General features: G+C 75.8%; 14 protein-coding genes. 9 read left to right on the top strand and 5 right to left on the bottom strand.

Features of this window, described 5'->3' with window-relative positions; translation table 11 throughout:
* Positions 1 to 31 precede the first annotated feature (31 nt).
* The gene (locus PUR61_RS25900) at positions 32 to 472 is read right to left on the bottom strand and encodes a ferredoxin (RefSeq protein ID WP_329881803.1); all 441 of its coding nucleotides are present in this window, start codon (positions 470 to 472) and stop codon (positions 32 to 34) included.
* The gene (locus PUR61_RS25905; protein WP_329881804.1) at positions 469 to 1710 is read right to left on the bottom strand and encodes a cytochrome P450; all 1242 of its coding nucleotides are present in this window, start codon (positions 1708 to 1710) and stop codon (positions 469 to 471) included. Before PUR61_RS25905 ends, PUR61_RS25900 begins: the two co-directional genes overlap by 4 nt.
* Positions 1711 to 2156: 446 nt before the next feature.
* On the opposite strand from PUR61_RS25905, the gene PUR61_RS25910 reads away from it, so the two are divergent.
* The 6 genes from PUR61_RS25910 to PUR61_RS25935 all read left to right on the top strand — a co-directional run bounded on the left by PUR61_RS25910 (position 2157) and on the right by PUR61_RS25935 (position 6414).
* Entirely contained in the window at positions 2157 to 3242 is a 1086-nt protein-coding gene (locus PUR61_RS25910; protein WP_329881805.1) for an S-(hydroxymethyl)mycothiol dehydrogenase, read from the top strand.
* Positions 3239 to 3874 carry an MBL fold metallo-hydrolase gene (locus tag PUR61_RS25915; RefSeq protein ID WP_329881806.1) on the top strand — a complete coding sequence of 212 codons (636 nt, stop codon included), beginning with the start codon at positions 3239 to 3241 and terminating at the stop codon, positions 3872 to 3874. Before PUR61_RS25910 ends, PUR61_RS25915 begins: the two co-directional genes overlap by 4 nt.
* A 220-nt stretch (positions 3875 to 4094) precedes the next feature.
* Complete coding sequence (locus PUR61_RS25920; RefSeq protein ID WP_329881807.1) at positions 4095 to 4496, top strand: pyridoxamine 5'-phosphate oxidase family protein; 402 nt, start codon at positions 4095 to 4097, stop codon at positions 4494 to 4496.
* Positions 4497 to 4723: 227 nt separating this feature from the next.
* Positions 4724 to 5986 carry a cytochrome P450 family protein gene (locus tag PUR61_RS25925; protein ID WP_329881808.1) on the top strand — a complete coding sequence of 421 codons (1263 nt, stop codon included), beginning with the start codon at positions 4724 to 4726 and terminating at the stop codon, positions 5984 to 5986.
* 82 nt (positions 5987 to 6068) lie between these two features.
* Positions 6069 to 6233: a hypothetical protein gene (locus PUR61_RS25930; protein WP_329881809.1), complete on the top strand. Its 165-nt coding sequence runs from the start codon at positions 6069 to 6071 to the stop codon at positions 6231 to 6233.
* Positions 6226 to 6414 carry a hypothetical protein gene (locus PUR61_RS25935; RefSeq protein ID WP_329881810.1) on the top strand — a complete coding sequence of 63 codons (189 nt, stop codon included), beginning with the start codon at positions 6226 to 6228 and terminating at the stop codon, positions 6412 to 6414. The genes PUR61_RS25930 and PUR61_RS25935 overlap by 8 nt, the downstream gene beginning before the upstream one ends.
* Here PUR61_RS25935 and PUR61_RS25940 read toward each other — a convergent pair.
* Together PUR61_RS25940 and PUR61_RS25945 are read right to left on the bottom strand one after the other, a co-directional pair.
* Positions 6387 to 7571 (bottom strand): alpha/beta hydrolase family protein, encoded by a 1185-nt coding sequence (locus PUR61_RS25940; protein ID WP_329881811.1) that lies wholly within the window; start codon positions 7569 to 7571, stop codon positions 6387 to 6389. The genes PUR61_RS25935 and PUR61_RS25940 overlap by 28 nt on opposite strands.
* A 149-nt stretch (positions 7572 to 7720) precedes the next feature.
* Positions 7721 to 9013, bottom strand: a complete 1293-nt coding sequence (locus PUR61_RS25945) for a DUF5685 family protein (RefSeq protein ID WP_329881812.1) — start codon at positions 9011 to 9013, stop codon at positions 7721 to 7723.
* 232 nt (positions 9014 to 9245) lie between these two features.
* Here PUR61_RS25945 and PUR61_RS25950 point away from each other — a divergent pair, with 232 nt between their 5' ends.
* From PUR61_RS25950 to PUR61_RS25960, 3 genes are read left to right on the top strand one after another with little or no spacing between them, the layout of a single operon-like run.
* Positions 9246 to 9809 (top strand): helix-turn-helix domain-containing protein, encoded by a 564-nt coding sequence (locus PUR61_RS25950; RefSeq protein WP_329881813.1) that lies wholly within the window; start codon positions 9246 to 9248, stop codon positions 9807 to 9809.
* Positions 9806 to 11404 (top strand): MFS transporter, encoded by a 1599-nt coding sequence (locus PUR61_RS25955; RefSeq protein WP_329881814.1) that lies wholly within the window; start codon positions 9806 to 9808, stop codon positions 11402 to 11404. The genes PUR61_RS25950 and PUR61_RS25955 overlap by 4 nt, the downstream gene beginning before the upstream one ends.
* 59 nt (positions 11405 to 11463) lie before the next feature.
* Positions 11464 to 12159, top strand: coding sequence for an alpha/beta fold hydrolase (locus PUR61_RS25960; RefSeq protein ID WP_329881815.1), 696 nt, complete (start codon positions 11464 to 11466; stop codon positions 12157 to 12159).
* 78 nt (positions 12160 to 12237) lie between these two features.
* Here the strand turns inward: PUR61_RS25960 and PUR61_RS25965 are convergent, their stop codons facing one another.
* A complete protein-coding gene (locus tag PUR61_RS25965; RefSeq protein ID WP_329881816.1) occupies positions 12238 to 13692 on the bottom strand; it encodes a DUF2252 domain-containing protein in 1455 nt (484 codons plus the stop codon).
* Positions 13693 to 13880 lie beyond the last annotated feature (188 nt).

Here is a 13880-nt window from a genome sequence, read left to right on the forward strand (position 1 = left end):
GACGGCCGTCGGCGTTCAGGTCGGCCCGGGATCAGTCGGTCGGGCTGATCGGGCGGCCGTCGTGGGCTGCGTACAGGGCGAGCGCCTCCACCGGACAGAAGTCGACCGCGTCGGTCAGCTCCGGTGTCAGGTGTTCTCCGGCGAGACCTTCGGGGAGGTGGCCGGAGAACTCCCCGGAGAACTCCGCGGCGAGGTCGCCGTCGGCGTCCGCGAACGGGCCGTTCAAGGGCAGGGCGAGCCCGTCGGCGCCGAGGGTCAGGGAGCCGGGTGCGGTGTTCGCGCACATGGCCGAGCCGATGCACCGGTCCCGGTTCACCCGGACGACCACCACCGGCTCGGCCGCGTGCGTGGCGACCTGGGCGGCAGTGGCAGTGGCAGTGGCAGTGGTGGCAGTGGCGGGGCCGTGAGCCGGTCCCGGCCCCGAGCCCGTCCGAAGGCCCGGCTCGGTGACCGGACGGCCGGCGGCCGTCACCAGGCGACCTGGAGGCTCTGCGGGCTGCGGGTCAGCAGACCGCGCCGCCAGCCGATGGCGTCCGCCGGTTCGGCGAGCCGCAGCGAGGGGAGCCGGCGGGCCAGCCGGTGCAGCGCGAGCTCCAGCTCCATCCGGGCCAGCCAGGCGCCCAGGCAGTGGTGCGGACCGGCGCCGAAGGTGAGCATCGGCCCGGCGAGCGGGGAGAACAGCTCGGTGAGCAGGTCCCCGGTGAACACCGACGGGTCGGTGTTGGCGGCGTCGGTGCTGGCGGCGACCACGCTGCCGGCGGGGATCAGCACGCCGCCGATCTCCACGTCCTCGACGGCCCGCCGCAGCAGGCCGGGCAGGACGTCGGCGTCCCCGAGCGGGACGGCGCGCAGCAGCTGCTCGGTCGCGGCGGCGGCGCTCCGCTCGTCCGAGGCGAGCTGCCCCCAGGCGTCCCGGCCGTCGCCGAGCAGGTAGACGACGGCGTTGCCGAGCGAGGTCATGGTGGTCTCGTGCCCGGCCACCACGAGGCCGATCACCAGCGAGACCAGTTGCTGCTCGGTGATCCCCGGGGTCTCGGCGGCGGCTGCGAGCAGGCCGCTCACCAGGTCGTCGCCGGGGGCGGCGCGGCGTTCGGCGATGAGGTCGGCGCCGAAGGCGGCGAACTCGTCCATGGCGGTCCGGATCGCCTCCGCCGAGTAGGCGGAGGTGGAGAGGGCGTGGTCGCTCCAGTGCGCGAGGCGCTTGCCGTCGAGGCCGTCCAGGCCCATCAGGCGGCTGATGACGGCGACCGGCAGCGGGCGGGTGTAGCCGGCGACGACGTCGGCGGGGGAGCCCTGGTCGATCAGCTCGTTGAGCAGACTCTCGATCACCGAGGCCACCCACGGGCGCCAGCGGGCCGTCGCCCGGGGGGTGAAGGCGCGCTGGACGGTGCGGCGCAGCCGCTGGTGTTCGGCGCCGTCTATGTTGAGCATGCTGGACGGGTCGTCGAGCAGGTTCGGGGTGCGGGAGACCGGCGGGGCGCCGGGCGCGTAGAGCGTGGACCGGCCCAGGCGCTGGTCGGTGAGCACCTTGCGGACGTCGGCGTGTCGGCTGACCAGCCAGACCGGGGTGCCGGTGGGCAGCGCGGCCAGCCGGGGCGGGCCGGGTGCGAGCAGGCGCAGGCAGTGCAGGGGCGGCAGCACGGCGGACGCGGTTCCGGGGTTCGGGTCGGTGCCGGTTCCGGCACCGGTGGCACTGTTCTCGGCGGACATCCGTACTCCAGACTCCAGGGCGGTGGCCGCGGGGCGGCGGCCGTGCGGGGGGTGGATCCGGGCGGTGCGCGGGGACGGCAGGGCGGTTGACGATGTGCCGGTCGGCCAGGTTCGGTTCGACCGTACGTGGGCGACGGGCCACAGTCAGCTACGATTCCAGCCAACGCCGGGGCGCCGAGAGCACGTTGACGGGCGCTCGGCAGCGCTCGCGCGCCCCGGCGGGCGGCCGGTTCCGCCCGTCGCACGGACCGGTTCCGCCGTCCTCCCGGCCCCCGCGCCGAACCCGGCCCCGGGTGCCTCCGATCCCGTGGTGAGCCGGATCACCGGAGCCGTTCCACGGAAGGCCGCCGGGCCGGACGCTAGGCTTCGTGGGCGAGTCGTCGGACTCGCGTCGACGCAGGTCAAGCCGGTTGCAGAGTCGCGCCGGCCGACGGAGGTGGAATCGGATGGCCCAGCAGGTCAAGGCAGTCATCGCGCGTGCCAAGGGCGCGCCCGTAGAGGTGACGACGATCGTCGTCCCCGATCCCGGGCCGGGTGAGGCGGTGGTGCGGATCCAGGCCTGCGGTGTCTGCCACACGGACCTGCACTACCGCGAGGGCGGCATCAACGACGAGTTCCCGTTCCTGCTGGGCCACGAGGCCGCAGGCATCGTCGAGTCGGTCGGCGAGGGCGTCTCCGAGGTCGCTCCCGGTGACTTCGTGATCCTCAACTGGCGCGCCGTCTGCGGCCAGTGCCGCGCCTGTCGGCGCGGGCGGTCCCAGTACTGTTTCAACACCCACAACGCCAAGCAGCGGATGACCCTGCTGGACGGCACCGAGCTGTCCCCGGCCCTGGGTATCGGTGCGTTCGCGGAGAAGACGCTGGTCGCCGCCGGTCAGTGCACCAAGGTGGACCCGGCCGCCGAGCCGGCCGTCGCCGGCCTGCTCGGCTGCGGCGTGATGGCGGGCATCGGCGCCGCCATCAACACCGGCAACGTCGGCCGGGGCGACACGGTCGCCGTGATCGGCTGCGGCGGCGTGGGAAGCGCGGCCGTGCTCGGCTCGCGGCTCGCCGGCGCGGCGAAGATCATCGCGGTGGACATCGACGACCGCAAGCTCGCCACCGCCGAGAAGCTCGGCGCCACCCACACCGTCAACTCGAAGGACACCGACCCGGTCGAGGCGATCCGTGAGCTGACCGGAGGCCACGGCGCCGACGTGGTCGTCGAGGCCGTCGGCCGGCCGGAGACCTACCGGCAGGCCTTCTACGCCCGCGACCTGGCCGGCACGGTCGTCCTGGTCGGCGTGCCGACGCCCGAGATGCAGCTGGAGCTGCCGCTGCTGGACGTGTTCGGGCGCGGCGGCGCGCTGAAGTCCTCCTGGTACGGGGACTGCCTGCCCTCGCGGGACTTCCCGATGCTGATCGACCTCTACCTCCAGGGCCGCCTCGACCTGGGCGCGTTCGTCACCGAGACCATCGAACTCGACGCGGTGGAGCAGGCGTTCGAGCGCATGCACCACGGCGACGTGCTCCGTTCGGTGGTGGTCCTGTGAGCGGCGCGGCCCGGATCGACCGGCTGGTCACCGCCGGCACCTTCGAACTCGACGGCGGCAGCTGGGAGGTGGAGAACAACGTCTGGATCGTCGGCGACGACGCCGAGGCCGTGGTGATCGACGCGGCCCACGACGCCGAGGCGATCGAGGCGGCGCTCGGCGGGCGACGGCTGGTCGCCATCGTCTCCACCCACGCGCACAACGACCACATCGACGCCGCTCCCGCGCTTGCCGAGCGCACCGGCGCGCCGGTCCTGCTGCACCCGGACGACCTTCCGCTGTGGAAGCTGACCCACCCCGACCGCCTCCCGGACGGCGAGCTCGCCGACGGCGGGCGCATCGAGGTGGCCGGCACCACGCTGACCGTCCTCCACACGCCCGGCCACGCCCCGGGGGCGGTCTGCCTCTACGCCCCCGACCTGGGCACGGTGTTCACCGGCGACACCCTCTTCCACGGCGGGCCCGGTGCCACCGGCCGCTCGTTCTCGCACTTCCCGACCATCATCGACTCGATCCGGGACCGGCTGCTCACGCTGCCCGGGGAGACCGTCGTCCGGACCGGCCACGGCGACCCGACGACCATCGGCGCCGAGGCACCCGCCCTCGCGGAGTGGATCGCCCGCGGGCACTGACCCGGGGGAGCCGCCGCAGGGGTGACCGTGCGGCGGCGTGGACGCGGCCCGGTGCGCCCCGCACCGGGCCGCGCGCGTGCCCGGCCGCGGGTGCGGGCCGGACCCGCACGGGCCGGTCCCGCCGGGCGGCCGGGACCGGCGGCGCCGGAGGAAGCCGGTGCCCGGTGAGCGGAGCGTCCGGTGGGCGGGGCGCCCGGTCCGGCGACGTACGATCGCGGGCATGGCCCATGATCCACGCGAGCTCGACGAAGCCTTCCTCGCCTTCTGGCAGGAGCGGCACATCTCCACGCTGACCACCCGGCGGCCCGACGGGACGCCGCACGTGGTGCCGGTGGGGGTGACGTACGAGCCGGAGGCGGGGATCGCCCGGGTGATCAGCAGCCGGACCAGCCGGAAGGTGCAGAACGTGCTGGCGGCAGGGGCGGAGGGCATGCGGGTGGCGGTCTGCCAGGTGGACCGGGCCCGCTGGTCGACGCTGGAGGGCGTGGCCGTGGTCCGGGACGAGCCGGCGGAGGTCGCCGAGGCGGTGCGGCGCTACACCGAGCGCTACCGCGAACCGCGGGTGAACCCGGACCGGGTGGTCATCGAGATCACCGTCGACCGGGTGCTCGGCCGGGCCTGAGACCGCCTCGACCGCCGGACGTACCTCCGGGGCCCCCGGCGAGCCCGACCGCCGGCCCGTCCGCCGGCGTGTCCCCCACCGCCTCCGGCGGTGGGGAGGCGTGCTTGTCGGGTCCACCGTCCGCTGGCAAGCTGGCGGGATCGCCCCGGAGTGCACCCGGGGCCCCGGGGCACGGTTCCGGCCGTACCCCCCCCCGCAGCGCCTGACGACGCCTCAGGAGGCCCTCCGTGGAACGCGACCGCTGCCCCGTCCGGCTCGACCCGGGCGGCCGTGACATCCACGGCGAGGCCCGCCGGGTCCATCAGGACGGTCCGGTGGCCCAGGTGGAACTCCCCGGCGGCGTGGTCGCCTGGTCGGTGGGCAGCCAGCGACTCGTCAAGCAGCTGCTGGCCGACCCGAACGTGTCCAAGAACGCCCGGCAGCACTGGAGCGCCTTCGCCGCCGGCGAGATACCCGCCGACTGGCCGCTGATGCTCTGGGTCGCGGTCGAGAGCATGTTCACCGCGTACGGCGCGGACCACCGACGGCTGCGCCGCCTGGTGGCCGGCGCCTTCACCGCCCGGCGCACCGAGGCGCTGCGCCCGCGCGTCGAGGGAATCGTCACCGGGTTGCTCGACGGCCTGGCCGCCGTCGCCGAGCCCGGCCGGGTCGTCGACCTGCGCGAGGGCTACGCCTATCCGGTGCCGATCCAGGTGATCTGCGAGCTCTTCGGGGTGCCGGACCACCTGCACGAGGGTCTGCGGAGGTGCGTGGACGGCTTCTTCGACACCACCATCACCCCCGAGGACGCCCACGCCAACGGCGAGCGGGTGTACGTGCTCCTCTCCGAGCTGGTCGCGATCAAGCGCGAGACGCCCGGCGACGACCTGACCAGCGGGCTGATCGCCGCGCGCGACGCGGACGGCGACGGCGGCTCGCTCACCGAGAAGGAGCTGCTGGACACCCTGCTGCTGGTACTCAGCGCCGGGCACGAGACCACGGTCAACCTGCTGGACAACGCCATCCACCTGCTGCTCACCCACCCCGAGCAGCTGGACCTGGTCCTGAGCGGGAAGGCGGGGTGGAGCGACGTGATCGAGGAGACCCTGCGGGTGCAGTCCCCCGTCGCCAACCTGCCGCTGCGCTACGCCGTGGAGGACATCCGGGCGGGCGGGGTGCTGATCGGCCGGGGCGAGCCGATCCTGGCCGCGTTCGCCGCCGCCGGGCGGGACCCCGAGGTGCACGGTGCCGACGCGGACGTCTTCGATCTGCGGCGCCCCACCAAGGACCACCTGGCGTTCGGCCACGGCGCGCACTTCTGCCTGGGCGCTCCGCTGGCCCGGATGGAGGCGCAGATCGCGCTGCCGGCCCTCTTCGAGCGGTTCCCGGACCTGGCGCTGGCGGCGGGGGCCGGCCTGGCGCCGGTGGAGTCCTTCATCTCCAACGGGCACCGGCACCTGCCGGTGGTCCTGGTCCCGTCCGCCCCGGGCGCGGGCCGGGCCGACGGCTGACACCCCGGGGCCGCGGGGGCGGGAGGCGGCGGGAGTGACGGGTGTTTATCGCGCGTTGATCGCCGTCGCCTAACGTCGGGGCATGAACGAGGGAACGACGGGGGACCAGGGCGTGCGGGCCCTGGCGGAGGGCCGGATGACGGCCGAGGACACCGACCGGTTCCGGGTGCTGCTGGCCCGGCTGGAGGATTCGCTGGCGGCCGACCGGCGGTCGGCGGGGGCGAGATCGGTGTCCCGGGATGTCTGAGGCCGGTGGCGGCCGTACCCGGGGAGCCGAGGTGCTGCCGCTCTGGGTGCGCGGTCCGGAGCACGCCGGGGGCGAGTTGCGGGAGGCGGCGCCGGCCGGCGCCGCCGGGCCCGTCGCGGGCGCGGCGCCGGCCGGACCGGCCGGTGAGGCGGGCTACTTCACGAAGCGGACGTCGGGGTAGGCGCGGGACGGCCGGTCGAGCAGCGGGCCCGGGCGGTCGCGCAGGTGCCGGTCGAGGAACGCGCCGAGGTAGGCGCGGGTGGCGGCCAGCGCGCGGGTGCCGCGGATCGTGCCGAAGCTCTCGTCGGCGAGCTCCGGCGGCAGCTGGTCGCGGACGCCGAACGCGTCGACCTGCCAGTGCACGTCCGAGAAGGAGAGGTGTCCTGCCTCGGGCAGGTCCAGCCAGCGGCGCCAGCCGCCGAGCCGGTTCCAGGTGTCCTCCCAGTTGGCCGCGGATTCAACCGAGCCGCCGAGCCGGGCGCTCAGCAGCAGGACCGGCCGGGAGAGGCCCTCGGCGGGCGGGACGAAGACGGTGCCGTCCAGGTTGGCGGCGGCCCGGATCCGGCCGTCCTCGCGCATCGCCTCCAGGGAGCCGGCCCCGCCGAGCGAGTGGCCGGCGGCGCCGATCCGCGCCGGGTCGATCGAGAGGCCGCGCACCGGGCCCCTGCCCGGGGCGGTGAAGCGGTCGATCACGAACCGGAGGTCGCGGGCCCGGCTGCGGGAGACGTCGACCCCGAAGGCCCACGGGTCCTCCGGCTCCCCGCAGATCAGGCAGGGTTCGATCCGGCCGTCGGGGAACTGCACGGAGGTCTCGTAGGTGTGGTCGACGACGGCGACCGCGTAGCCGCGGGAGGCGAGGTCCTCGGACAGGGCGGTCAGCGAGGTGCGGCTGTTGCCGAAGCCGGGGGAGAGCACGACGAGGGGGAGGCGTCCTCGGGCGGGCGGCGCGTCGGCCAGGGCGTTGGTCCGCACGGTGCTCGCGTCGAAGAGGCCCCGGTACAGGGCGTGGGACAACTCCGGTGACACGTAGGCCGGGTGGCTGCCGCGGGTGGTGCCGGCCGGGTACCGGACGGTGACCATCAGTTCGCGGGACGGCGTGCCGGCCCGCCACGGATCGGGCCGGCTGTCGTCCACCAGGCGGACGTCGGTGACGCCGACCGGCTGATGTCCGGTCGGGGCGGGGACCCGGGGCGCGCCGCCGGCCGGGGGGCGGTGGCCGGCGGCGCCGGGGGTCGGGGCGGGGGGTGCCGCGGCGGCGGCCGGACCGGCGAGGGTCAGCAGCAGGGCGACGGGCAGGCCGAGCAGGGCGGCGGAACGCCACCGAGTGGTCTTGGACATGACGCCACGTTAGGTCGGGTTCTCCGGGCGGCACGTCGGCCCGCCGGTGGACGGCGGCTACGCCGGGAGGCGGACCCGGCGCGGCCGCCCGTACGCCGGAGGTCCGGGGCCGGGTCCGCCCGTGGTGGGGGGTGGCGGCCGGCCGGGGCTCAGCAGTCGCAGCCGCACCCGTCGCAGCCGCACCCGCAGTCCGAGCAGCAGCTGCTGTTCTCCCCGCAGCACTGGCAGCAGTCGCAGCAGTCCGAGCAGTTGGAGCAGTCGCACTGGTGGCACCAGCCCTCGCGGCGTTCGCGGGAGAACGGGTCCTCGTGCTCGCAGCAGCACAGCTGGCACGTGCAGGCCATCAGGGCCCACATGGCGCAGCCGGCCAGCAGGTTGCGGCGGTCCGGCGGCGGGGAGCCGGGCGGGGTGAAGCCGGGGCCCTGCGGGATCCAGGGCGGGACGGGCGCGCCCGGGCCCTGCGGCGGGGCCTGGTCCGGGTCGTGCCGGGGCGGTGCTTGGTACGGGTTGGAGCCGGCGGGCGCGGTGTCGGGTGCGCCGGCCGCCCCGGAGCCGGTCCTGGTGCGGCAGGCGGCGGTGTGCGCGGCGGGGCCGAAGACCCGCTCGACGGCGCGTTCGGTCTCGTGGGCGAGCAGGACGTGCACCAGGGTGCGGTCGGTCAGCTCGACCTCGGCCAGTGCGAGGCGGATGCCGTGCACGGCGTCGCGGCAGAGGCGTTCGGCCTCGGCGCGGTCGGTCCCGGTCGCGGTGAGCGGGTTCCACGCGCCGCTCGCGGCGTCGGCGGCCTCGTCCTCGGCGGCGTCCAGCAGGTGCGCGAGGCGGCCGAACAGCCGCCCGGCCTCGGTCAGCGGTGCGGCGTTGCCCGGCCGGCCGGTCAGGACGGCGGTGTGCGCGAAGGCCGCGGCGGTGGCGCTCTCGGTGGGCTCGGTGACCAGCAGGACGGACCCGCCGACCTGCAGTCCGCGCTCCAGTTCGCCCTGGCGGGCCGCCGCGTCGAGCAGGACGGCGGTGTCGAAGCCGACCACCGACGCGCTGCCCGCGCTCCGCCGGTCCCACCGCCGGGTCACCGCGCGCGCCCCGGCGGCGACCGGGCGGCGGGCGAAGACGCCGTCCCGGTCCTCCACGTGGTCGCGGATCTTCACCGAGGCGAGGGTCAGCGAGACGGCGGCGGCGAGCCGGGCGCCCTCGCCCCGCGCGACGGAGGCGGTCCGCATGCCGCGCAGCGGGCAGGGCCCGGCGGTCCGCCGCCCGCCGGGGGCGTCGGCGGCGGCCTGGGCCTCGACCAGGACCGAGATGATCAGACCGTCGTAGTTGGTGGCGGTTCGGGCCAGCTGCCCGTGGTCGTCCCGCAGGGCGAGGCAGAGCCCGCAGAGGTGGGCCATCCACGTGGCCTGCAACCGTTCGGAGAGCCGGTGCCGACACGGTCTGATGATGCCGAACATGTGATCCCCCGTGATGCGCGTGGGCCGTCCGGCCCATGGTCGCGGACATCATATGATCGGCGGCCGGTGTCGCAGAAGCCCAGGTCGGCCACCGTGGAGCCCGGGTCGGCCACCGTGCCGTCCCGCCGGCGCCGGCGCCGACCGGCGGGAGTGCACGGCTCCGCCGCCCCGCCGTGGAACGGCCGGCGGGAAGCCCCGAAGGGGATCCCATATCCGGGATAGCATCGTGGATATGGGAATCGAGACGGCCGCCGACGAGCGGCTGGCGGGGCGGTTGGCCGAGTTGCGGGTCGAACGCGGGTGGACACTGGAGGAGTTGGCACGGCAGGCGGACGTCAGCCGGTCGACACTGTCCCGGGTCGAGCGGGCGGAGGTGAGCCCGACGGCGGCGCTGCTCGGACGGCTCTGCGCCGTCTACGGGCGGACCATGTCGCGGCTGCTCGCCGAGGTGGAGTCGGCGCCCGCGCGGCTGGTGCGGGCCGACGAGCAGTGGGTCTGGCGGGACGAGGCGACCGGGTTCGTCCGGCGGTCGGTCTCACCGCCGCACGGGTCGCTGCGCGCCGAGATCGTGGAGGGGCGGCTGCCGGCCGGCGCCGACATCGCCTACGACCGGCCCTGCGCGCTCGGCGTGGAGCACCACCTCTGGCTGCTGGAGGGCCGGTTGGACCTGACCGTCGACGGGGAGGCACAGCCGCTGGCGGCCGGCGACTGCCTGCGGTTCGTCGCCGAGACCACCCGCTTCCGTTGCCCCGGCCCGGAAGACGCCCGGTACGCGCTGGTGGTGGTCGTGCCGTGACGGCCACCACCGACCGCGCGGCGTCCACCCCGCCGGTCAAGGAGCGCTTCGACGCCGCCGGGCGGCGCGTGCTGCTGGTCTGCGTCGCGGGCGGCTTCACCACCCTGCTCGACCAGTCGGTGCTCAACACCTCGATCCCCGCGCTGCGCGAATCGCTGCACGCCCAGCCCGCCCACCTCCAATGGATCGTCGCGGGCTACTCGCTGGCCTTCGGACTGGACCTGATACCCGGGGGGCGGCTCGGCGACGTCAAGGGCCGCAAGTGGTTCTTCGTCTCCGGGCTCGCCCTGTTCACCGTCGTCAGCCTGCTCTCGGCGTCCGCCACCGAACCGTGGGTGCTGGTGACCGCCCGGCTGCTCCAGGGTGCCGGCGCCGGACTCGTGAACTCGCAGATGATCGGCACCCTCCAGGACGTCTTCAGCGGCCAGCTGCGGGCCCGTGCGCTCGGCCTCTACGCCGTCACCGGCGGGCTGGCCTTCGCACTCGGCCCGCCCGTCGGCGGCGCGGTGCTGGCGGTCGTCGGACCGGAGTACGGCTGGCGGATCACCTTCCTGCTCAACGTCCCGTTCGGGCTGGCCACCGTGCTGCTGGCCGCCCGCTACCTGCCGCGCCCGCGCCCCAGCGCGCGGCACGCCGACCTCGACCTGGTCGGCCTGCTGCTGGTCGCCGCGCTGACTCTCGCGCTGATGCTGCCGTTCGTCCAGCCGCCCGGCTGGACCGGCTGGCTCGGCTTCGCCGCCGGGGCGGTGCTGCTGCTCGGCGCGCTGGCCTGGTGGCAGCGGCGCTACGCCCGGGCCGGCGGCCACCCACTGATCCACCCGGCGCTGATCCGCTCGGCGCCGTACGCGCTGGGCACGGCGGTGGCGATGGCCCAGTTCGGCTCCTCGCTGGCGGCCGGGCTGGTGCTGACGATGTTCCTGCAGGACGGCCTCGGCCTCTCGCCGATGGGGGCGGCCCTGGTCTCGCTGCCCTCGGCGGTGGCCATGGGATTCGCCTCGGCGGTCGCCTGGCGGGTGGTCCAGCGGTTCGGCCGGCGGACCGTCACCGCCGGCATGACCGGTTCGGCACTGGTGATGCTGGCCGGCGGCCTGGTCGCGCACTGGGCTCCGGCCGGGCCGCTGCCGTGGCTCCTCGCGCTGCTGCAGCTGCTGGGCGGCGCGGCGGTCGGACTGATGACGGCGACCAACCAGGCGTACGTACTGCGCCACGCGCCGTCCGAGGCGGCCGGAGTGAGCGGGGCGATCCTGCAGATGGCGCAGCGGATCGCGGCGGCGGTCAGCATCTCCGCACTCTCCGGCGTCTACCTGCGGGCGACGGGCGACGGTGGCGGACACCGGGCCGCGTACGCGTGGGCGACCGCGGTCTGTGCGGCGGTGGCCGGCCTGGCGGTGGTGGCGTCGATGCTCGCCGGCCGGGCCGCGGGACGGGACGGCGGGACGCGGACCGGTGAGGCTCCGGAGCGGACGGCGGAGGAAACGCGGGAGGGGGGACCCGGATCGGGGGCGGGGGCGTCGGCCTCGGCGCCCGGAGCGGCGCAGGCGCCGGCCTCCGGCGCGCCGTCCGGATCCGCCTCCGGTGCGGGACCGGGAAATTGAGCGGCGGGCGAACGGCCGCTCCGTCCCCGGGCCGGCCGGGGCGCCGTACGGTGAGCGGCATGACTGCTCATCGCACGGTCGACCTTCCCGAGCTGTCCCTCGCCTACCGGGAGAGCGGACCGGCCGACGGCCCGCCGCTGGTGCTGCTGCACGCGCTCGGCGAGCGGGCCACCGACTGGGACGACGTCCTGCCCGCCCTGGCCCCGCACCACCGCGTCTACGCGCTCGACCTGCGCGGCCACGGTGACAGCGGCCGACCCGGCCGGTACGCCGTCGAGCTGATGCGCGACGACGTGCTCGGCTTCCTGGACGCTCTCGGGCTGGAGCGGGTCGACCTGCTCGGGCACTCGATGGGCGGCGTGGTCGCCTACCTGGTCGCCCAGGAGCGGCCCGAGCGGGTCGCCCGGCTGGTGCTGGAGGACGTCCCCGCCCCCCACCCGCGCCCGGCGAGCCCCGTGCCCGACCGGCCCGCCGGCCCGATCGACTTCGACTGGGCCGTGGTGAAGGCGGTCAAGGGACGGATGGACCGGCCGGACCCGCGCTGGCTGGAGCGGATGACGGCGATCACCGCGCCCACCCTGGTGGTGGCCGGCGGCCCGGCGAGCCACGTGCCGCAGGACCGGATCGCCGAGCTGACCGGGCTGCTCCCGGACGGGAGGGCGGTCACCGTCGAGGCCGGGCACCTGGTGCACCGGACCCGGCCCGCGGAGTTCGTGGCGGCGGTCGCGCCGTTCCTGGAGCCGGCGGGGTCCTGAGGCCCCGGTCGGCCGCTCCCGCGGGTCCGGCCCCGGACCGGCGGGAACGGCCGGACCGGGGCCGGGCCCCGGGGGGCGTCAGACCCCGTGCTCGGCCGGGAGCCGGCCCGCACGGATCGCCGCGACCAGCTCGGCGTGGTCCGCCTCGGTGCGGTCCGCGTACGCCACCGCGAACCCGGCGACCGCTTCGTCCAGCGCCTCGTTCTTGCCGCAGTAGCCGCTGATCAGGCCGGGGTCCGCGGTGTGTGCATGGGCCCGGGCCAGCAGGGCGCCGGTGATCCGGGCGTAGTCGTCCAACTGCGCGGGCAGCAGCGCGGCCGGGTCGACGCTGCCCTTACGGTTGCGGAACTGCCGCACCTGGTAGGGGAGTTCGTCCACCGTGGTCCAGCCGAGCAGGGTGTCGCTGACCACCTGCATGCGCTTCTGGCCGAGCACCACCCGGCGGCCCTCGTGGACCTCCGGCGTCGTCACGGGGTAGCCCGCGCGGGCCAGGTGGGGCAGCAGCACGGACGGCCGCGCCTCCTTCACCTGGAGCACGAGCGGCTGCTCGCGGTGGTCGGTGAGCAGCACCACGTACGAACGGGTGCCGACGCTGCCGGTGCCCACCACCCGGAACGCCACGTCCTGCACTCGGTAGCGGGAGAGCAGCGGGTGCAGTTCGGCCGGGACCGTCCGCACGTACGCGCCGAGCGCGGTGGCGACGTCGGAGGCCGTGTCGTCCGGCACCTCGCTGAGCACCGGGGGCGCCGCCGTGAAGCGGTGGCCGCCGTCCTCCGCCCGCACGGTCGACTTGGCGGCGAAGCGTGCGCTGGTGTTGCCGAGCGCCTTGGCGCCGACCCTCTCCAGGACCTCGGTGAGGTCGTGCGCCTGGGCGAAGGAGACCAACTGCTCGTCGGCGACGGCGTTCCAGGCGTCCAGCGCCGGCAGCTTGGCGAGCGTGCGCATGGTCCGGCGGTACGCGCCCGCCGCGTCGAACGCGGCCCGGCGGGCGGTGGTCTCGTCCGCGCCGACCGCACGGCCGGCCAGCACCAGGCTGGTCGCGAGCCGCTTGAGGTCCCACTCCCACGGGCCCGGGACGGTCTCGTCGAAGTCGTTGATGTCCATCACCAGGTGGCCGCGGGCGTCGCCGTACAGGCCGAAGTTGGCCGCGTGCGCGTCGCCGCACAGCTGGGCGGTTATCCCGCTGGTGGGGGTGACCGCGAGGTCGGCGGCCATCAGACCGGCCGAGCCGCGGAGGAAGGCGAACGGGGTGGCGGCCATCCGGCCCAGCCTTATCGGCACCAGGTCGGTGAGGCGGCCGGCGTTGGACGCCTCGATCGCCGCCACGGCGGACGGGCGGTCGTCGGACGGGGCGAACTCGGCGTGCCGCTCGCGCGGGGTGCGGGTGCGCAGCTCCTTGCCGCGGTCGCGGGACCGGCCGTCCTGGCGCGGCGCGAAGCCCTCGACGGCGAACCGCCGCCCCCGGCCCTGCCCGGCCTCCGTCGTGTCCGCCGCCACCCCGGACCCGTTCACCGCATCGGTCAGCTGCGTCACTGTGCCCCGCCCTGTTCTGTCGTTCCCGCCCGCGACCCGCACGGACCCGGTCCCACACGGACCGGCCAGCAGGTTACCGGGCCGCAGGCGCGGCCCGCCGGGAGGGAGGGACGTCGGGCGGGGCGGCGGCGGTTCCGTACGGTCCGCGGGAGACGGGGACGGGGCGCGGAAGGCGCCGCGGGGAGGCC

This window comes from Streptomyces sp. BE20 (assembly GCF_036322525.1).
In the GTDB taxonomy this organism is placed as follows: Bacteria; Actinomycetota; Actinomycetes; order Streptomycetales; family Streptomycetaceae; genus Kitasatospora.

What these genes read in the sequence shown, in the direction of transcription:
- PUR61_RS25920 (WP_329881807.1), top strand. Translation starts at nt 4,095, where the DNA reads ATGGCCCATGATCCACGCGAGCTCGACGAAGCCTTCCTCGCCTTCTGG.
- PUR61_RS25930 (WP_329881809.1), top strand. Translation starts at nt 6,069, where the DNA reads ATGAACGAGGGAACGACGGGGGACCAGGGCGTGCGGGCCCTGGCGGAG.
- PUR61_RS25960 (WP_329881815.1), top strand. Translation starts at nt 11,464, where the DNA reads ATGACTGCTCATCGCACGGTCGACCTTCCCGAGCTGTCCCTCGCCTAC.
- PUR61_RS25945 (WP_329881812.1), bottom strand. Translation starts at nt 9,013, where the DNA reads ATGTTCGGCATCATCAGACCGTGTCGGCACCGGCTCTCCGAACGGTTG.
- PUR61_RS25950 (WP_329881813.1), top strand. Translation starts at nt 9,246, where the DNA reads ATGGGAATCGAGACGGCCGCCGACGAGCGGCTGGCGGGGCGGTTGGCC.
- PUR61_RS25940 (WP_329881811.1), bottom strand. Translation starts at nt 7,571, where the DNA reads ATGTCCAAGACCACTCGGTGGCGTTCCGCCGCCCTGCTCGGCCTGCCC.
- PUR61_RS25905 (WP_329881804.1), bottom strand. Translation starts at nt 1,710, where the DNA reads ATGTCCGCCGAGAACAGTGCCACCGGTGCCGGAACCGGCACCGACCCG.
- PUR61_RS25935 (WP_329881810.1), top strand. Translation starts at nt 6,226, where the DNA reads ATGTCTGAGGCCGGTGGCGGCCGTACCCGGGGAGCCGAGGTGCTGCCG.
- PUR61_RS25910 (WP_329881805.1), top strand. Translation starts at nt 2,157, where the DNA reads ATGGCCCAGCAGGTCAAGGCAGTCATCGCGCGTGCCAAGGGCGCGCCC.